Origin of the sequence: Streptomyces sp. Je 1-369, assembly GCF_026810505.1 — a bacterium.
Classification (GTDB): domain Bacteria; phylum Actinomycetota; class Actinomycetes; order Streptomycetales; family Streptomycetaceae; genus Streptomyces.
On sequence record NZ_CP101750.1, the window covers coordinates 4,985,824 to 5,004,061 of the forward strand.

The 18,238-nt window shown below is 73.0% G+C and carries 16 protein-coding genes; 7 read left to right on the forward strand and 9 right to left on the reverse strand.

Features of this window, described 5'->3' with window-relative positions:
• Positions 1-41: 41 nt before the first annotated feature.
• From cseC to NOO62_RS22735, 5 genes are all read right to left on the reverse strand, one after another.
• Positions 42-1,427, reverse strand: a complete 1,386-nt coding sequence (gene cseC, locus NOO62_RS22715) for a two-component system sensor histidine kinase CseC (RefSeq protein WP_414931004.1) — start codon at positions 1,425-1,427, stop codon at positions 42-44.
• Positions 1,428-2,011: 584 nt separating this feature from the next.
• Positions 2,012-2,725 carry a two-component system response regulator CseB gene (gene cseB, locus NOO62_RS22720; RefSeq protein WP_268772736.1) on the reverse strand — a complete coding sequence of 238 codons (714 nt, stop codon included), beginning with the start codon at positions 2,723-2,725 and terminating at the stop codon, positions 2,012-2,014.
• A 104-nt stretch (positions 2,726-2,829) separates the two neighbouring features.
• Positions 2,830-3,420: a hypothetical protein gene (locus NOO62_RS22725; protein ID WP_268775728.1), complete on the reverse strand. Its 591-nt coding sequence runs from the start codon at positions 3,418-3,420 to the stop codon at positions 2,830-2,832.
• Between the two features lie 41 nt (positions 3,421-3,461).
• The gene (locus NOO62_RS22730; protein ID WP_055567865.1) at positions 3,462-4,001 is read right to left on the reverse strand and encodes a SigE family RNA polymerase sigma factor; all 540 of its coding nucleotides are present in this window, start codon (positions 3,999-4,001) and stop codon (positions 3,462-3,464) included.
• 269 nt (positions 4,002-4,270) lie between these two features.
• A complete protein-coding gene (locus NOO62_RS22735) occupies positions 4,271-5,206 on the reverse strand; it encodes an A/G-specific adenine glycosylase (protein WP_268772737.1) in 936 nt (311 codons plus the stop codon).
• Between the two features lie 430 nt (positions 5,207-5,636).
• Between NOO62_RS22735 and NOO62_RS22740 the strand changes: the two genes are divergently transcribed.
• On the forward strand, positions 5,637-7,295 hold the full coding sequence (locus NOO62_RS22740; protein WP_268772738.1) for a sensor histidine kinase: 1,659 nt from the start codon (positions 5,637-5,639) through the stop codon (positions 7,293-7,295).
• Positions 7,292-7,993: a response regulator transcription factor gene (locus tag NOO62_RS22745; protein ID WP_268772739.1), complete on the forward strand. Its 702-nt coding sequence runs from the start codon at positions 7,292-7,294 to the stop codon at positions 7,991-7,993. Before NOO62_RS22740 ends, NOO62_RS22745 begins: the two co-directional genes overlap by 4 nt.
• 58 nt (positions 7,994-8,051) lie before the next feature.
• Here NOO62_RS22745 and NOO62_RS22750 read toward each other — a convergent pair whose 3' ends face one another.
• Positions 8,052-8,807, reverse strand: coding sequence for a phosphatase PAP2 family protein (locus tag NOO62_RS22750; protein ID WP_268772740.1), 756 nt, complete (start codon positions 8,805-8,807; stop codon positions 8,052-8,054).
• Between the two features lie 173 nt (positions 8,808-8,980).
• On the opposite strand from NOO62_RS22750, the gene NOO62_RS22755 reads away from it, so the two are divergent.
• On the forward strand, positions 8,981-9,805 hold the full coding sequence (locus NOO62_RS22755; protein WP_268772741.1) for a hypothetical protein: 825 nt from the start codon (positions 8,981-8,983) through the stop codon (positions 9,803-9,805).
• 67 nt (positions 9,806-9,872) lie between these two features.
• On the opposite strand, the gene disA is transcribed toward NOO62_RS22755, so the two are convergent.
• Positions 9,873-10,997, reverse strand: coding sequence for a DNA integrity scanning diadenylate cyclase DisA (disA, locus tag NOO62_RS22760; protein WP_150170668.1), 1,125 nt, complete (start codon positions 10,995-10,997; stop codon positions 9,873-9,875).
• Positions 10,998-11,075: 78 nt separating this feature from the next.
• Positions 11,076-12,485, reverse strand: coding sequence for a DNA repair protein RadA (radA, locus tag NOO62_RS22765; protein ID WP_268772742.1), 1,410 nt, complete (start codon positions 12,483-12,485; stop codon positions 11,076-11,078).
• A gap of 208 nt (positions 12,486-12,693) precedes the next feature.
• Between radA and NOO62_RS22770 the strand changes: the two genes are divergently transcribed.
• Positions 12,694-14,574, forward strand: coding sequence for a BACON domain-containing protein (locus NOO62_RS22770; protein ID WP_268772743.1), 1,881 nt, complete (start codon positions 12,694-12,696; stop codon positions 14,572-14,574).
• 34 nt (positions 14,575-14,608) lie between these two features.
• Here the strand turns inward: NOO62_RS22770 and NOO62_RS22775 are convergent, their stop codons facing one another.
• Entirely contained in the window at positions 14,609-15,589 is a 981-nt protein-coding gene (locus NOO62_RS22775; RefSeq protein WP_414930868.1) for a hypothetical protein, read from the reverse strand.
• A gap of 71 nt (positions 15,590-15,660) precedes the next feature.
• On the opposite strand from NOO62_RS22775, the gene NOO62_RS22780 reads away from it, so the two are divergent.
• The 3 genes from NOO62_RS22780 (at position 15,661) to NOO62_RS22790 (ending at position 18,127) form a co-directional block, all read left to right on the forward strand.
• Entirely contained in the window at positions 15,661-16,593 is a 933-nt protein-coding gene (locus NOO62_RS22780; RefSeq protein ID WP_268772744.1) for a Ppx/GppA phosphatase family protein, read from the forward strand.
• Between the two features lie 77 nt (positions 16,594-16,670).
• Positions 16,671-17,495 carry a sugar phosphate isomerase/epimerase family protein gene (locus NOO62_RS22785; protein ID WP_268772745.1) on the forward strand — a complete coding sequence of 275 codons (825 nt, stop codon included), beginning with the start codon at positions 16,671-16,673 and terminating at the stop codon, positions 17,493-17,495.
• A complete protein-coding gene (locus NOO62_RS22790; protein ID WP_268772746.1) occupies positions 17,492-18,127 on the forward strand; it encodes a TetR/AcrR family transcriptional regulator in 636 nt (211 codons plus the stop codon). Before NOO62_RS22785 ends, NOO62_RS22790 begins: the two co-directional genes overlap by 4 nt.
• Positions 18,128-18,238 lie beyond the last annotated feature (111 nt).

Here is an 18,238-nt window from a genome sequence, read left to right on the forward strand (position 1 = left end):
GCATCGCGCGTCGGGGGCCGTCGTCCGTATCAGGTCAGGGCCTACAGGTTGTCCGGCAGCTTCAGGACCGGATAGCTGCCCGTGTTCGTGGGCGCGTGCTCCGGCAGCCACAGCACCGCGACCGCGCCCTCGGACGGCACCTCGGGAGCCGCGCCCGCCGGGCGTACGTTGCGGAAGGTGAGCCGCGCGCCGAGCACCCGCGCCTGGCCCGCCGCGATCGTCAGACCGAGACCGTGCCCGTGGCCCGCGCGGTCGGCGCTGCCCGTGCGGAACCGGCTCGGGCCCTCGTCCAGGAGCGCCTCGGGAAAGCCGGGGCCGTGGTCGCGCACCCGCACCACGCGGCCCTCGACGCTGACCTCGATGGGCGGCTTGCCGTGCTTGGTCGCGTTGGCGACGAGGTTGCCGAGGATGCGCTCCAGGCGGCGCGGGTCGGTGGTGACCTCCGACTCGTGCACCACCGTCACCGTCACGTCCGTGCTCAGGACGGCCATGCGCCGCGCCACGAACTCGCCGAGCGTGATGTCCTGCAGCTCCGCGCGCTCGGCGGCGGAGTCGAGACGCGCCACTTCGAGTACGTCCTCGACCAGCGTGCGCATCGCCTGCGCGCGGTCCCTGACCAGCTCGGTCGGCCGGCCCGGCGGCAGCAGCTCGGCGGCCGTAAGGAGTCCGGTCACCGGCGTACGCAGCTCGTGCGCGATGTCCGCGGTCACCCGCCGCTCGGCCTCCAGGCGCTGCTTGAGGGCGTCGGCCATGGCGTCCACGGCGCTCGCCACGTCGTCTGTCTCGTCCTTCACGACACCGCCGATCGCGTCGCGGACGCTCACGTCCGTCTGGCCCTGCGCGACCTCGCTCGCCGCCGTCGCCGCCTTGCGCAGGCGCCGCGACAGCTGCCCGCCGATGAGGACGCCGAGGGCGCAGCCGCCGAAGACGACCGCGATCGAACCGATGACGAGGGCCTGGTCGAGGTCCTTCATCACGGTGGCGCTGCGGTCGGTGAAACGGGAGTGCAGCGACAGGACGTGGCCGTCCGCGAGCGGCACGGCGGCCCAGATGTCGGGCACGCCGTCGGGCTTCTGCTCGACGTAGGTGGCGCGGCGGCCGGTGAGGACCTTCTGCCGCAGCTCCTGCGGCAGCTCGGGGTCGTCGACCTTCGTGCCGAACTGCAGCGTCTGGCGCTGGGAGGCGGAGGAGTAGAGGCGCAGCGCGAACTGGATGCGCTCGTCCTGCACGTCGCGCGCGTTGTCGAGCATCGAGACGCGTGCGGCGTTGTGCACGACAAGGCTCAGAGCGATCGCGACGAGCGCGCCGACCAGGGCGATCGCGGCGGCGATCTTCCAGCGCACGCCGGTGCGCAGCTGTACGCGGCGGCCACGCGGTGGCCCGCCGGGCCGGAGGCCGCCGCCAGGCCGGAAGCCGCCGCCGGGCAGGAAGCCGCGGCCGGATCGGGAGTCCCCGCCGGATCGGGAGTCCCCGCCGGGCCGGAAGGATCCGCCGGATCGGGAGTCCCCACCGGGCCGGAAGGATCCGCCGGATCGGGAGTCCCCACCGGGCCGGAAGGATCCGCCGGACCGGGAGTCCCCACCGGGCCGGAAGGATCCGCCGGACCGGGAGTCCCCACCGGGCCGGAAGGATCCGCCGGACCGGGAGTCCCCGCCGGGCCGGAAGCTGCCGCCGGGCCGGGAGTCCCAGTCCGGCCGGGAGGATCCGCCGGGCCGGGAGTCCCCGCCGGACTGGTAGGACCCGCCGGGCCGGGAGTCCCCGCCGGACCGGGAGTCCCCGCCGGGCCGAGAGTCCCCGCCGGGCCGAGAGTCCCTGCCGGACCGGGAGTCCCCGCCGGGCCGAGAGTCCCCGCCGGACCGGGAGTCCCCGCCGGATCGGGAGTCCCCGTTCGGCCGGAAGGACCCGCCGGACCGGAACACCTCGCGGATACGGCCGACCGCCCTGCGCCCCCCGTTCATATGCGCTGTCCCCTGAGTTCCCTGATCGTTGCTGGGTGCGGCACGAGTCCCGCTCACGCCTTGAGCTTGTAACCGAAGCCGCGGACCGTCTCGATGCGGTCCTGGCCCACCTTCGTGCGCAGCCGCTGCACGTGGACGTCGACGACGCGGGTGTCACCGCCCCAGCCGTAGTCCCACACCCGCTCCAGGAGCTTGTCGCGGGAGAGCACCGTGCCCGGCGCGGACGAGAACTCCAGCAGCAGACGCATCTCGGTCGGTGTCAGCGCGACCGGCGCCCCGCCCCGGTGCACCTCCATGCCGACCGTGTCGATCTCCAGGTCGCCGAAGGTCAGCACCCCGCCGTCCGCCGCATCGCCCTCGTCGTGGCCGCCGCCCGCCGAACCGGGACCGCTGGCGTGCCCGAAGCGGCGCAGGACGGCGCGGATGCGGGCGACCAGGACGGCGCCGTCGAACGGCTTGGTCACGTAGTCGTCGGCGCCCGCCTCAAGGCCGAGCACGACGTCGATGGAGTCGGCACGGGCCGACAGCATGATCACCGGGACGGTCGACTCCTCGCGGATGCGGCGGCACAGCGAGACGCCGTCCATGCCGGGCACCATCACGTCGAGCAGCGCGATGTCCGGCTGGTCGGCGCGGAACGCCTCAAGGCCCGCGAGACCGTCCGGCATGGCGGTCACGGCGAAGCCGTCGCGCTCCAGGGCGAGCTGGGTGGCCTCACGGATGACGTCGTCGTCCTCGACGAACAGGACGTGGGTCTGCTCTGCCATCGGGTGCTCTCAGTCCTTTACGGGGCGTCAGGGGCGTCAGGGGCGTCAGGGGCGTCGGGGTGCATCGGGTCCATGGGGTGCACCACGTGGGTCGGGTGGGGGCGTCAGTCGACGGACGGCTCGGTCGGCCCGTCGCCCACCGCGTTTCCGAAGTCGTTGCGCGTACGCCCCGACTCCGTGAAACGGTTCGCGGACCAGCGGTACGTGATCACTTCCTCGCCGGAGGGATAGGCCACCGAGTCGCCCGACTCGTACAACTGCTTCGTCACGACCAAAGCGCCCCGGTCGATCTCGGCGTAGACGGAGGCGGGCTCCTCGGCCTGGAAGACATTCTCGTACTTATCGCCCTGGGCGCGATAGACGTAACTGCCGATCCCCACGGCATCACCGCAGGTCAGCACATTCACCACAACATCTGAGGCGGATCCCCCGGTCAGGTTCCCGTACGACACGTCGACCGGGTACGCCTTCCCCACGCACGGCTTCAGATCCCGCTTGATCGAAGGGCTGACCTTGGGGTCCTCCTTGACCAGCCGCACCGCGTCGATCTTCTTCGCCGGCACGGACACCGAGGGCGAGGGGGACGGCGCGGAGGACACCCCGGGCTCGCTGTGGGCAGGGCCCTCGTCGCGCGCACCGGATCCGCCCGTCGAACAGGCGGAGAGCAAAAGGCCGAGGGCGGCGAACCCGGCCATCGCCGCGCTCACCGCCTGCACGCTGTGTCTGACCCGAGGGCCTAGGCCGCGCAACTCTCCCGCTCCTCACGTTCGAGCGCGCGCGCGTCCAGGTCGCGGCTCTCCAGCTCCTGACGGAGCCTGGCGAGCGCCCGGTGCAGCGTGCTCTTGACCGTTCCGGCCGACATGCCGAGGGCGGCGGCCGTCTCCTCTGTGGACATCTGCTCCCAGTGTCGCAGCACGACCACGCTGCGCTGCTTGGGTGCGAGCACCTTCATGATGTCCATCAGCAGCGCGCGGTCCGCGTGCTGCTCGGTGGAGTCTTCCACGCTCGCGTCGGGCAGCTGCTCGGTGGGCACCTCTTCGAGCTTGCGGGCGCGCCACCACTCCGTACGGGTGTTGATCATGACGCGGCGCAGGTAGGCGTCCGCGAGCCGCTTGTCGGCTATGCCGTCCCAGCGGCCGTACGTCCGGACCAGGGCGGTCTGGAGCAGATCCTGGGCGTCCACGGGGTCCGGGACCAGGCGCCGGGCACTGCGCAGCAGGGCATCCTGCCGAGTGCGGACGTACTCTTCGAACTCGAGCACCTCGCCGTGCGCCATATCAAACCGCCTCCGTTCCGTCCCCATTGCCGACCGCCGTCCCTGCTGTGCGGTACAGGTAAGAAGCTACGGAGGGGTTGTCACGAGGTTGTGCGGAGCAGCCAGCGGCGGACGCACGGCTGTACGTAGGTTGTGTAACAGAAGTAGGGCCCGAGTAAACTCCTGCGTTTACCAGGGCCCCAGGCGTCCCGGCCATCGGGTCGAAGGCGGACAGGCCGGGGAAACCAGCAGGTAAGCGGTCAGGCCCGGTCAGGTCCGGCCAGGTTCGGTCAGGTCAGGGGTAGCCGGTACAAACCGTCCGGCAGCGGCTCCACCAGGCCGTCCGCGACCAGACCGTCCAGCGCGCGGGCCCGTTGCACCGGCTCGTCCCACACCCGGTCGAGCACGGTCTGCGGTACGGGCGCGACGGCCTCGCGCAGCACGGCGAGCAGCTTGCCCCGGACCTGCCGGTCCGTTCCCGCGTACGTCTGACCGCGGCGGGCGGGACCCTCGTGCGGGGGCTTCCCCGCCGTACGCCAGGCACACTGCGCGGCGATCGGGCACTGCGCGCAGTTCTCGTTCTTCGCCGTGCAGACCAGGGCGCCCAGCTCCATGGAGGCGGCCGCCCAGCGGGACGCGGTCTCCTCCTCCTCGGGGAGGAGGGCGCGGGCGAGCTTGCGCTCCGCGGCGGTCGTCGCGTTCGGCGGGTACTGCACGCCGGTCACGGCCCGCGCGAAGACCCGGCGCACGTTGGTGTCGAGCACGGCGTGCCGCTGCCCGTACGCGAACGAGGCCACGGCGGCCGCCGTGTACTCGCCGATGCCGGGCAGCGCGAGCAACTGGGCGTGCTGCCGCGGTACGTCGCCACCGTGCCGCTCCGTTATGGCGACGGCGGCGCCGTGCAGCCGCAGGGCGCGACGCGGATACCCGAGCCGCCCCCAGGCGCGGACCGCCTCACCGGGCGCCTCCTTGGCGAGGTCGGCGGGGCGGGGCCAGCGGGCCAGCCACTGCTCGTACACGGGCAGGACGCGGCTGACGGGCGTCTGCTGGAGCATGAACTCGCTGACCATCACGCCCCACGGCCCGGCGTCCTCACGACGCCACGGCAGATCACGGGCATGCGTGTCGAACCACGCGATTACGGGACGGTGCAGGAACTCGCCTGCGGGCTCGGGGGCGTCCCCGGGGACGGGGCTGTTCGGCAGGGGCTTCGTGGGCGCAGTCATGGCACATCCGATCCTGCCACGGGCCCGCCGACACACGAGCCAACCGCGCGGCTAGCGCCACAGGTTTCACCGAGCCGCCCACCCGACGGGGCGCCCGGGCCAACGTCTACGGGGGCGTGGGCCTGGGTGCAGGGTGGGTCAGGGGCCGGGTGCGCGGCGGCGGTCCGGGCCGGCCTGTGAGGGGGCGTGGGTGCAGGGTGGGTCAGGGGCGCGGGGAACTGCGCGACCAGCCACGGTGGCGCCGCGCTCGGCGTCGAGACCTGACGATCGGCAGGGGCGGGGACACGCGGGCGGCCAGTAGCGTCGGCGGGGTGGATCAAGGAGCGGGGATGGGCGCCGGGAAGGGTGCCGGGAAGGGCGCCGCCGGGAAGGCGCCGGGAAAGGCGCCGGGAGAGGCGCCGGGAGAGGCGTCCGCGGACGTACCAAAGGCGTGCTGCTGTGGGCAGCGCTCACCGCGCCCGTCGTGAGTGTGGACCGGCTGGGGCTCAACGAACCCCGTTCCGCCACGCAGCAGCTCGCCGGACTCGCCGTCCTCGCCGCCGCCGTCACCGTCCGCCGGGCCCACCCCCTCCCCGCCTTCCTCCTCGCCGCCACCCTCGGCCTCGCCACCGCCCCCTCCCTCTTCACCCTCGCCTACGGCCCCGCGTTCGCCGTCCTCGCGCTGCTCCTGGGCCGCCGCGCCGACCGCGCGAGGACCGCGCTGCTCGGCTTCGGCGGCATCGCCGCCGTCGGCACGGTCAAGGTCGCCGTGCGCGACGTCGACCCGACCGTCGAGTGGGCCGTCCTCATGGCGACGCTCGTCTTCGGCGCGGTCTTCCCCTGGCTCGCCGGCCGCTACTGGCGTCAGGGCCGCGAACTGGCCGCCGCCGGCTGGGCCCGCGCCGACCAGCTGGAGCGCGAGCAGCGCATCGTCGCCGACCGCGCCCGGCTGCGCGAACGGGCCCGCATCGCCCAGGACATGCACGACTCCCTGGGCCATGAGCTGAGCCTGATCGCCGTACGCGCAGGGGCCCTCCAGGTCGCCCCCGACCTGCCGGACCCCCACCGCGAGGCCGCCGCCGACCTCCGCGTGGCCGCCTCGCAGGCCACCGACCGGCTGCACACGATCATCGGCCTGCTCCGCGAGGAAGGAGACGAACAGGCACCGCTGGCCCCGGCGGGTGAGAGCGTCGCGGCACTCGTCGCGCGCGCCACGGAGTCGGGCCTGCGCATCACGTACGTCGACGAGGGGGACGGCCCCCAGGCGCGGGTGCGGGCGCGGGCGCGGGCGCAGGGTGACACGGGGCGCCGCGAGTTGACCGAGGGGACCGTCCACCGGGTCGTCCAGGAGGCCCTGACCAACGCCGCCAAGCACGCGCCGGGCGCGCACGTCACCGTCACGGTCACGCGGGACGGGTCTCCAACGCGGGACGGGTCAACGCGGGACGGATCCGCGCGGGACGGGTCCGTGACGACGGTGACCGTCATGAACGGCCGCCCGGCCGCGCCGGGTTGCGCACCCGGCTCCCCGTCAGGCGGCCGCTCCGGACTGCGCGCCCTGCACGCCCGCGTCACGGACCTCGACGGCACGCTCGAAGCGGGACCGCACGGCGACGGCTTCCGGGTCACCGCCCGCCTCCCCGACCGAGGCGTCACCCCACGGCCCGCCGCGCCCCGCCTCACCGACGCCCGCCGCCGCACCGCCCTGGCCTTCGGCGCCGCCGTCGTCACGGGAGCGCTGCTCGTCGGGGGCACCTTCGCCTGGTACGCGTACACCCGCACGCACTCCGTCCTCGCCCCCGCCGACTACGCACGCCTGCGCATCGGCCAGCCCCGCGCCGACGTCGAGCGCGTGCTCCCCGACCGGACCGTCGCCGACCCGCCCCTCGAACGCGCCCCGACCCCGCCGCCGCGGGGCGCCGACTGCGCGTACTACCGGTCGAGCGGCGAACTCTTCACTTCCGTCGCGCACTTCAGGCTCTGCTTCGAGGGCGTAGGCGGTGGAGGCGGCAGAGGCGGTGGAGGCGACGGAGGATCGGAGGGCCGTCTCGTGGACAAGGCGGTCATCCCGACGGCACAGGACCAACAGAACAGGGAGAGGGTGCGATGAACGACGAGGTACGACCGGACCAGGAGGGTGCCGCCCGCGCCATCCGCGTCCTCCTCGCCGACGACGAGGCCATGATCCGGGCAGGCGTACGGGCCATCCTCGCCGCGGGACAGGACATCGAGGTCGTCGCGGAGGCCGGCGACGGGCGCGAGGCCGTGGCGCTGGCGCAGGCCCACCGGCCCGACGTCGCGCTGCTCGACATCCGCATGCCGCTCGTGGACGGCCTGACCGCGGGGGAGGAGATCGTACGGACGGCGCCCGGCACCGCCGTGGCGATGCTGACGACGTTCTCCGAGGACGCGTACATCGCACGGGCGCTCGCCGGCGGAGCCACCGGCTTCCTGCTGAAATCGGGCGACCCGCACGAACTCATCGCGGGCGTACGGGCGGTGGCAGGCGGCGCCGCCTTCCTCTCGCCCAAGGTCGCCCGGCACGTCATCGACGGCTTCGGCGCCCGGCGCATGGGCCGCGGCGCCACGGCCCGCGCCCGCATCCAGGCCCTCACGCCGCGCGAACGCGAGGTGCTGGGCCTGGTCGGCGCGGGCCTGTCCAATCCGGAGATCGCCGCGCGCCTGCATCTCGTCGAGGGCACGGTGAAGGCGTACGTGAGCGCGGTCCTCGACCGGCTCGGGGTCAGGAACCGCGTGCAGGCGGCGATCGTCGCGTACGAGGCGGAACTCGTCCCGGAGACGGACTGACTCCGGGACGACGGGGTTCCGGGACGCCGGGGCTCCGGGACGGGGTGATCGGAAGAGATCAGCGGGGCTGCTGCGTGTCGTCCCGGCGGATCGTCATGGTCGGCGGGTCGTACGCGGCGGGGTCGTAGACCGGCGGCTGGCGGGTCGGCGCCGGAGCCGGAGCCGGGGCGGGCGAGGGCGCGGGGATGTGGACGCGGCCCCGGCCGCGGCCGGGACCCGGACCCGCGAACCACTTCACGATCCCCGTGGACGACCCCCGCATCGCCAGCGTGATCCGCGCCACCGGACGCGTCGCGATCCGTACGAGCAGGAACACGATCAACGCGCCGAAGACCAGCCCCACCGCCACGTCGTGCGGGTAGTGGACGCCGACGAAGACCCGCGAGAACGCCATGAGCACGGCCATCGGCACGGTCAGGGCCGCGATGCGCGGCCAGGCGAGCGCGAGACCGATGGCGGCGGCGCCCGCGATGGTCGAGTGGTTGCTGGGGAAGGACCAGTCACCGTGCGGCGGGCACTCGACGAGCGGCCTCAGCGCGCCGGACACCGCCCGGCACGGGCGCTCCTCGTCGATCGCGGACTTGGCCAGCTCACTGCACACGTACGCCACCGCCGTGGCGAGAGGAGCGAGCACCGCGACCGCCAGAGCGCGGGGGTCCCCGCGCCTGGCCCGCCACCAGGCGACGATGAACAGCACCCCGAACAGCAGCAGTCCGAGCTCCGTCCACACCTCGGCGAGATGCTGGAACCACGAGGGCGTGTCGTGGGCGAACTCGGTGATATCGCGGTAGAGATCGTCGGTCATGGTGTCCATGATTACGGACGGTACGTAGTACGGCCGAATCGTCACATCTGGCGATCGTCCGGTCACACACCTGACGATGGACAGGGGTGTAAGAGGCGTCCCGGGATGATGATCCGGAAACTTTGTCGCCCAAGGCGGCGGGTGGGGCGGGAGAAGCACCGGATCTCTCGTAAGGTTTGGGCGTGGGATCTCTGCGCAATCCGGTCGGGCCGCTTCCCTCCACCATCTACTGGCGTCGGAGGGCCGTTCTGCTGTCCGTACTCGGCCTCCTGGTGCTCCTCGTCGTCTGGATCGTCACCTCCGGTGGCGGAGGCGGCGGCAACAACGCGGACGGGCCGGGCGGCAACGGCCCCGCCACGTCCATCACTCCGGGGCCCACCGGGTCCGGTCCCGCGATCAGCGAACACCCGGGCGGGCGGGACGAGTCGAGCGAAGGCTCCGGTTCCGGCTCGGGCGGTTCCGGCGGCTCCGGTGGCTCCGGTGGATCGGGGTCGGGCGGTTCGGGCGGCTCCGACGGTGCGGAGGGCTCGGGGGGCGGTGGCTCCGGCGACGACGCGAAGGGTGGCGGAGGTTCGGGCGACCGGCTTCCGGCCGGTACGCGGCTCCCCAACTGCACCAGTGGCGACGTCAAGTTGAAGGTGCGCAGCATCGAGAACCGGTACGCGGTCGACGAGAAGCCGAAGTTCGAGCTGATCGCCGAGAACAGCGGCGGCAAGGCCTGCAAGGTCGATCTCGGCGGCAAGGGCACGGTGCTGACGATCACTCAGGCCGATGGCGACGACGAGTTCTGGTCCTCGGCGGACTGCCCCGAGGGCAGCGGGAGCCTGTTGCTGCGGGTCCCCGCGGACGGTCGGATCACGCATTCCGTGCAGTGGGACCGGCGGGCCAGCGAGCCCCAGTGCGCGACGCCTTCGGCGGGGTCGGCGGCCCCGGGAACGTACCTGGTCGAGGCGCATGCCCCGGGCCTGGGCACGGCCCAGGCCTCCTTCGTCCTCGAAAAGGACTAGCCACCTTCGGCGTAGGAGTGGCCCAGGTCGTCGCAGATCGCCGCAGTTCGCCGCAGTTCGCCGCAGGCTAGACGTACCGCTCCAGGATCGACGATTCCGCCAGGCGCGACAGGCCCTCGCGGACGCTCCTCGCCCGGGCCTCGCCGACGCCGTCCACCGTCTGGAGGTCGTCCACGCTGGCGGCGAGGAGCTTCTGCAGGCCGCCGAAGTGCTCGACCAGGCGGTCGATGATCGCTCCGGGGAGCCGGGGGACCTTGGCGAGGAGACGGAAGCCCCGCGGGGACACCGCGGAGTCCAGCGCCTCGGGGGAGCCCGTGTAACCCAGGGCCCGCGCCACCGTGGGGAGTTCGAGGAGCTCCGCGTGGGTGAGGGAGTCCAGCTCGGCCAGCGCCTCGTCGACCGTGCGGGACCGCTTGGCCGTGGGCTCGGGCACGTAGTCCCGCACGACCAGCTCGCGCTCGGGCTCGACGCCCGCGATCAACTCGTCCAGCTGGAGGGCGAGGAGACGCCCGTCCGTGCCGAGCTCCACCACGTACTCGGCGATCTCCGTCGCGATGCGGCGCACCATTTCGAGGCGCTGCGCGACGGCGGTGACGTCCCGCACCGTCACCAGGTCCTCGATCTCCAGAGCCGACAGCGTGCCCGCGACCTCGTCGAGACGGAGCTTGTACCGCTCAAGGGTGGCGAGCGCCTGGTTCGCGCGGGAGAGGATCGCCGCCGAGTCCTCCAGGACGCGCCGCTGGCCGTCCACGTACAGCGCGATCAGTCGCATGGACTGGGAGACGGAGACGACGGGGAAGCCGACCTGCTTGCTCACGCGGTCCGCCGTGCGGTGCCGTGTGCCCGTCTCCTCCGTGGGAATCGTCGGATCCGGCACGAGCTGCACGCCCGCGCGCAGGATTTTGGTGATGTCCTTGTCGAGGACGATGCCGCCGTCGAGCTTGCACAGCTCACGCAGCCGCGTCGCCGTGAACTCGACGTCCAGGATGAAACCGCCCGTACACATCGACTCGACGGTCTTGTCCCAGCCGAGGACGATCAGGCCACCCGTGTTGCCGCGGAGGATGCGTTCCAGGCCGTCCCGCAGTGCCATCCCGGGCGCGACGGCGCTCAGGGAGGCGCGCATCAGCCCATCGGCACCGGAGCCCGAACCCGGCTTGCCGGGAACCGATGCCCGGTCGTTGGCTGCCACTGCACTCCCTCGGTCGCAGGTTCTCCAGGCCTTCGCCGGCACCTTGCTTCGTACGGATGGGCGAGACCAGGGCAAAGTCTACCGGCGCTCTTCCTCCTCCCGTGGGGCCTCTCGGCGACGGGACCTCGGAAGGACACGGAGAGCGTCCCCCATGTCGGCGACTTCGATGACCTTCATACCGGCGGGGATCCTCCCGGGGTCGGACGGCACGAGGGCGTGGGTGAAGCCGAGACGGTGGGCCTCGGCCAGTCTGCGCTGGACGCCGGTGACCCGTCTGACCTCGCCCGCGAGGCCCACTTCGCCGATCGCGACGAGGTTCTTCGGCAGGGGAGTGTCACTCGCGGCGCTGGCGAGGGCGAGGGCGACGGCGAGGTCCGCCGCGGGCTCGGAGAGCTTCACGCCGCCGACCGTCGCGCTGTAGATGTCGCGCTTGCCGAGGGCGGTGATCCGGCCGCGCTGCTCCAGAACGGCCAGCATCATCGAGACGCGGGAGGTCTCCAGTCCCGACGTGGTGCGGCGGGGGCTCGGGATCTGCGAGTCGACGGTGAGCGCCTGGACCTCGGCCACCAGGGGGCGGCGGCCCTCCAGGGTGACGGTCAGACAGGTGCCGGGGACGGGCTCGGCGCGGCGGGTGAGGAAGAGGCCACTGGGGTCGGCGAGTCCGGTGATGCCCTCGTCGTGCAGTTCGAAGCAGCCGACCTCGTCCGTCGTCCCGTACCGGTTCTTGACGCCGCGGACCAGGCGCAGGCGCGCGTGCCGGTCGCCCTCGAACTGAAGTACCACATCGACGAGGTGCTCCAGGAGGCGCGGGCCCGCGATGGCGCCGTCCTTGGTGACGTGTCCGACCAGGAGCGTCGACATGCCGCGGTCCTTGGAGGCGCGGATCAGGGCGCCCGCGACCTCGCGGACCTGCGCCATGCCGCCGGGCGCCCCGTCGATCTCGGGGGAGGCGACCGTCTGGACCGAGTCGAGGATCAGGAGGGACGGCTTGACCGCGTCCAAGTGGCCGAGGACGGCGGCGAGATCGGTCTCGGCGGCGAGATACAGGTGGTCGTCGATGGCGCCGATGCGGTCGGCGCGCAGCCGCACCTGGCTCGCCGACTCCTCACCCGTCACATAGAGCGTGCGGTGCGCGTCGCTCGCCGCCTTCGCCGCGACGTCCAGGAGCAGCGTGGACTTGCCGACGCCCGGCTCGCCCGCGAGCAGCACCACGGCGCCGGGGACGAGACCGCCGCCGAGCACCCGGTCGAGCTCGGGCACGCCGGTGGAGCGCGCGGTGGCCTGGCGCCCGTCGACCTCGCCGATCGGGACGGCGGAGGAGGTGACGCGGCCGGGGGCGGTCGTGCGGACCGCGGGCGCGCCGTACTCCTCGACCGTTCCCCACGCCTGGCACTCGGGGCAGCGGCCGAGCCACTTGGCCGTCTGCCAGCCGCACTCCGTGCAGCGGTAGGACGGACGGTCCTTGGTGGATTTCGTACGGGCAGCCATGGTCGAAACCGTAGCCGAGGCCACTGACAACGCGGCCGCGTCCGCCGATGACGTCCCCGCGTCCGCGCCCCGTCCGTCACGTGTGCGAGCCGGGGCCACGGAATCGGGGGTTCCTGTCCCCTTTTGAGGGATCTGTTCACCCGTAAGGATTAAATGTGCTCAAGGGGGAGGAAGCGAGCTGCATCATCCGCATAACTTCGCACGGGTGATGAGCAGCAGTCCGGAATCTCCCACGAACACAACCGGCGCACACCGGGCGCACCGTGATGCGCGCAAGCGCGTGGTGCCCCGCCCGACGCCCCGGACCATGCCTCCCGCGCGCTACGAACCGTGTCTGGACGGCCTGTTCACGTACTGCCTGTCGGTGCTCTGCGACCACGACGCGGCGACGGCGGCCGTGGGTGACGTGCTCCACCACGCCGAGCGCCGTGGCGCCCGTGGCCCCGCGGCCGAGAGCGACCTGAAGACCTGGCTCTACGCCCTCGCCCGCTGGGTCTGCCTGCGCCGACTGGCCGAGGCGAAGCGCAGCCGGGAGGGCGGCGGCAGGCACGCGCAGGGTGGGGCGAAGCGGGACGGCGCGGCGAAGCGGGAGGATGTGGCCGCGGCCTCCTCGGAGGGCGCGGTCGGCACTGACGGCGCGAAAGCCCCAGCGCCCCCAGCGCCCTCGGCGGACTCCGCAGCCACAGAGGCCTCCGCGCTCTCCACCACCCCCACCAACCCCACCGCCTCCGCAGTCACAGAAGAAACGGCTCGCCAACGCCGCCGCGAACTCGCCCAGCTCGCCTGGCCGGAGGCCGCGGGCACCACCCCCGAGCAGCGCGAGGCCCTCGAACTGGCCGTCCGCCACCAGCTCACCCCCGCCCAGGTCGCCGCCGTCCTCGGCATGGACCTCACCAAGACCCGCGGCCTGCTCGCCTCCGCCGCCTGCGAGGTGGAGCGCACCCGCGCCGCCCTCGCCGTCGTGGAGACCGGCAGCTGCCCCATCGTCGCCCGCCTCACCGGCGACAACCAGCTCCTGCTCGGCACCGCCCTGCGCCGCGAACTCGTCCGGCACGTCGACGACTGCCCGCGCTGCCGCCGCACCGCCGAGCGCGCCGGTGCGACCGCCTGGCCCGGCACGGCCGTCAGCCCGGCCGCGCTCCCCGTCGTCGAAGCCCCGCGCCCCGCGCTCCACACGGCGATGGCGCACGTCCCACGCGCGCGTGGCGGCGGTCCCCGGTACGACCGGCGGGGCTTCCCGATGGACCCCAAGGACCACGCGGCCCGCCGCGACCGCCTCCGCGCGCGTGCCGTCACGACGACCGTCGTCGCCACGGTGGTGGCCGCCCCGGTGTTCGCCCTCTGGGCCGCGTACCGGGGAGCGCCGCTCACCGGCGAGGGCCATGACGGCCGTTCGGTCACCGCGAGCGAGGACGGCGGCGCCGGAGGCCTCGGCGGCGAACGCACGGGGGACGGGTACGAGAACGCGGGCAACGCCCGCAAGGGCCCCGAGCCCCGCTTCACCAAGGGCAGCCACTCGCCCGACGTCTCCGTGGAGGTCATCAGCGGCGGGTCCGGCTCGTCGACCGGCCCGGGACGCCTCACCGTAGAAGCACAGCCCAGCGGCGACACGACGCTCATCACGCTGACGGCGTCCGGTGGTGCACCGGTCCACTGGTCGGCGGGCGAGAACGCGTCGTGGCTCTATCTGAGCCGCTCATCGGGGACGCTCGCGCCGGGCCGGTCGGTCACGATCCAGGTGTACGTCGACCACAACCGCGAGCCCGCGGGGCACTGGCGCGCGCGGGTCTCGATCGCACCGTCGGGCGCGATCATCGCCATCGACGGGTACGGGGACGGGCGGCCGCCCGGCCACCCCGGGCCGGGCCCGCGGCCCACGGACCCCCGCCCCTCCGACCCGGGCCCCTCGTACCCCGGCCCCTCCGACCCCGGACCCTCGGATCCGGGCCCGTCGGACCCGGGCCCCTCCGACCCCGACCCCACACCGACCCCGTCGGACCCGACGCCCACCCCGTCGGACCCGGGGCCGGGCTCGGGCGACACGTCACCGCCGCAGGGCGACGGAGGCGGAGGACCGGGTCCGGGCTAGCACCGTGCCGGAAGCCCCGCCTGCCCGAACAGGCCTAGCGCGTCACCGGATCCGCCGGATGCGGTGCGAGCAGTGGAAGCTGGGAGGCCAGCCGCTCCTCGCACAGCTTCACAAGTTGGTCGTACCCCTCCTTGCCCATCAGCTCGATCAGCTCGGGCCGGTAGGAGACGTACACCGGGTCGCCCGCGCCGTGCGCCGACGTCGCCGACGTGCACCACCAGTGCAGGTCGTGGCCGCCGGGACCCCAGCCCCGCCGGTCGTACTCACCGATCGACACCTGCAGCACGCGCGTGTCGTCGGGCCGGTCGATCCACTCGTACGTCCGGCGCACCGGCAGCTGCCAGCACACGTCGGGCTTCGTCTCCAGCGGCTCGCGGCCCTCCCGCAACGCCAGGATGTGCAGCGAGCAGCCCGCGCCGCCCTCGAAACCGGGGCGGTTCTGGAAGATGCACGAGCCGTTGTACGGACGGGTCTGGCGGTCGCCGTCCTCGTCCGTGGAGACCCAGCCGGTCTCCCGGCCCACGTCGTGGTGCTGCCAGATGTCGGGCGTGAGCCGCTCGACGTACCCGGCGACCCGCTTCTCGTCGTCATCGTCCGAGAAATGGGCACCCAGCGTGCAGCAGCCGTCGGCGGCGCGACCCGGCTGGATGCCCTGGCAGCCACTGCCGAAGATGCAGTTCCACCGAGAGGTCAGCCATGTCAGATCGCAGCGGAAGGTCTGCTCGTCGTCCGCGGGATCAGGGAACTCCACCCAGGCACGGGCGAAGTCGAGCCCCTTCTCGTCCGGCTCCGCCGACGCCACCTTCGCAGGCCTCCCGGACTTTCCCGGCTTCTCCCTCTTCTCCGGCCTCCCCAGCTTCTCCGGCTTTCCCGGATTCTCCGACTTCTCCGGCTTTCCCGGATTCCCCGGCTTCTCCGGGTTCCCCTTCTTCGTCGGCTTCTCCGACGCGGCCTGCTGGGTCGACGGCTTCCCCGACTTCGATTTGTCGGTCTTCGCCTTTTTCGTCTTTGGCACGTCTCCAGGGTATGCGCGCGGCCGACCGCCCGAGGCCAGCCGACCGCGCCATCCGGCGTAGCGTTCCGTACATGAGACTCGGTGTCCTCGACGTGGGGTCGAACACGGTGCATCTGCTCGTGGTCGACGCCCACCCCGGCGCGCGCCCGCTGCCCGCGCACTCCCACAAGGCCGACCTGCGCCTGGCTCAACTCCTCGACCCCGCCGGTGCGATCGGACCCGAGGGCGTCGACCGCCTGGTGACCGTCGTCCGCGAGGCGATGGTGGCAGCCGAGGACAAGGGCGTGGAGGAAGTCCTGCCCTTCGCCACCTCCGCGGTGCGCGAGGCGAGCAACGCCGACGCGGTACTCGCCAGAGTCAAGGACGAGACCGGCGTCGACCTCCAGGTCCTCACCGGCGAGGAGGAGGCCCGGCTGACCTTCCTGGCCGCCCGGCGCTGGTTCGGCTGGTCCGCGGGCAAGCTCCTCGTCCTCGACATCGGCGGCGGCTCCCTGGAGATCGCGTACGGCATGGACGAGGTGCCCGACGCGGCGGCGAGCCTGCCGCTCGGCGCGGGCCGCCTCACCGCCGCCTGGCTCCAGACGGACCCGCCGGACCCCTCCGACGTGAAGGCGCTCCGCCGCCACGTGCGCGCGCAGATCGCGCGGACCGTCGGCGAGTTCGCCAGGTTCGGCGCCCCCGACCACATCGTGGCCACGTCGAAGACGTTCAAGCAGCTCGCCCGCCTCGCGGGCGCCGCACGCTCCGCCGACGGTCTCTACGTACAGCGCGAACTGAAGCGGAAGTCCCTGGAGGACTGGGTTCCGCAGCTCGCCGCGATGACCACGCAGGAGCGCTCCGAGCTGCCCGGCGTCTCCGAGGGGCGGGCCGGACAGCTGCTCGCCGGGGCGCTCGTCGCGGAGGGCGTGATGGACCTCTTCGGCGTCGAGACCCTGGAGATCTGCCCGTGGGCGCTGCGCGAGGGTGTGATCCTCCGCAAGCTCGACCACCTCCCGGCACCGTGAGTGGCCGGACGGGCCCCGACCGGGGCGGTACGAGGCCACCTCCCCGGCGCCCCGGCGCGGCCCGTACGCTGTCCCTCGTGGCAGAACCAGTGGTGCGCATCCCGGATGCGAAGGTCGCCCTGTCGACGGCCTCGGTCTATCCGGAGTCGACGGCGACGGCCTTCGAGATCGCCGCGCGCCTGGGTTACGACGGCGTCGAGGTCATGGTCTGGACCGACCCCGTCAGCCAGGACATCGAGGCCCTGCGCAGACTGAGCGACTACCACCGGATCCCGATCCTGGCCATCCACGCGCCCTGCCTGCTCATCACGCAGCGCGTCTGGTCCACGGACCCGTGGGTCAAGCTGCAGCGCGCGAAGGCCGCCGCGGAGAAGCTCGACGCGTCGACCGTCGTCGTCCACCCGCCGTTCCGCTGGCAGCGGCAGTACGCCCGCGACTTCGTCGACGGAATCTGGCGCATGGCCGACGAGACGGACGTACGGTTCGCCGTCGAGAACATGTACCCCTGGCGCTACCGCGACCGCGAGATGCTCGCGTACGCACCCGACTGGGACGTCACCAAGGACGACTACCGCCACTTCACCGTCGACCTCTCGCACACCGCGACCGCCCGCGCCGACGCGATGGACATGGTCGACCGCATGGGCGACCGGCTCGGCCACGTCCACCTCGCCGACGGCAAGGGCTCCGCCAAGGACGAACACCTCGTCCCGGGCCGCGGCACGCAGCCCTGCGCCGAGCTCCTGGAGCGCCTCGCGGTCAACGGCTTCGACGGGCACGTCGTCATCGAGGTCAACACGCGCCGCGCGATGTCCAGCGCCGAACGGGAGGCCGACCTCGCCGAGGCCCTCGCCTTCACGCGGCTGCACCTCGCGTCCGCGGTGAAGGTGCCACGCACGTGACCGCCCCCGGCACGCCGTCGGAGGCCACCGCGCCGCGGCGCCGGGGACGTCCGTCCCGTACGCAGACGGAGACCGGCCCCGCGACGCGCGACCAGATCCTGCGCGCGGCCCGCGAGGAATTCTCCGAACGCGGCTACGAGAAGACGTCCGTACGCGGCATCGCCAAGGCCGCGGGCGTGGACTCGGCACTCGTACACCACTACTTCGGTACGAAGGAGCAGGTTTTCGAGGCGGCCATCACCATCGCCTTCGCCCCGGCACTGGAAGCGCCCGCCGCGATCGACGACGGGCCGCTCGACGGGGTCGGCGAGCGCCTCACCCGGTTCGTCCTCGGCGTCTGGGAGAACCCCGCGACACGCGCCCCGCTGCTCGCCATCGTGCGCTCGGCGGTCGACAACGAAACGGCCGCCGCGGTCTTCCGCCGCCTCATCTCCACCCAGCTCCTCGGGCGCATCGCGGGCCGCCTCGACGTACCGGACGCGGAACTGCGGGCCGAGCTCGCGGCCGCGCAGCTGGTGGGCGTCGCGATGCTCCGGTACGTGATCCAGATCGAACCGCTGGCCTCGGCGGACGTGGAACAGCTCGTGGCGCGGGTGGCTCCGGTGGTGCAGGGGCACCTGACGGGGGAGTGAGACGGCCGTCCCGCCATCCGGACACCCTGTCCGGATCCTGGAGCCGCGGCGTACGCTCGATGGCAGTCTTGTCCCTCCGTATATCGCCGGAATCCCTGCCATTCCCTGAAG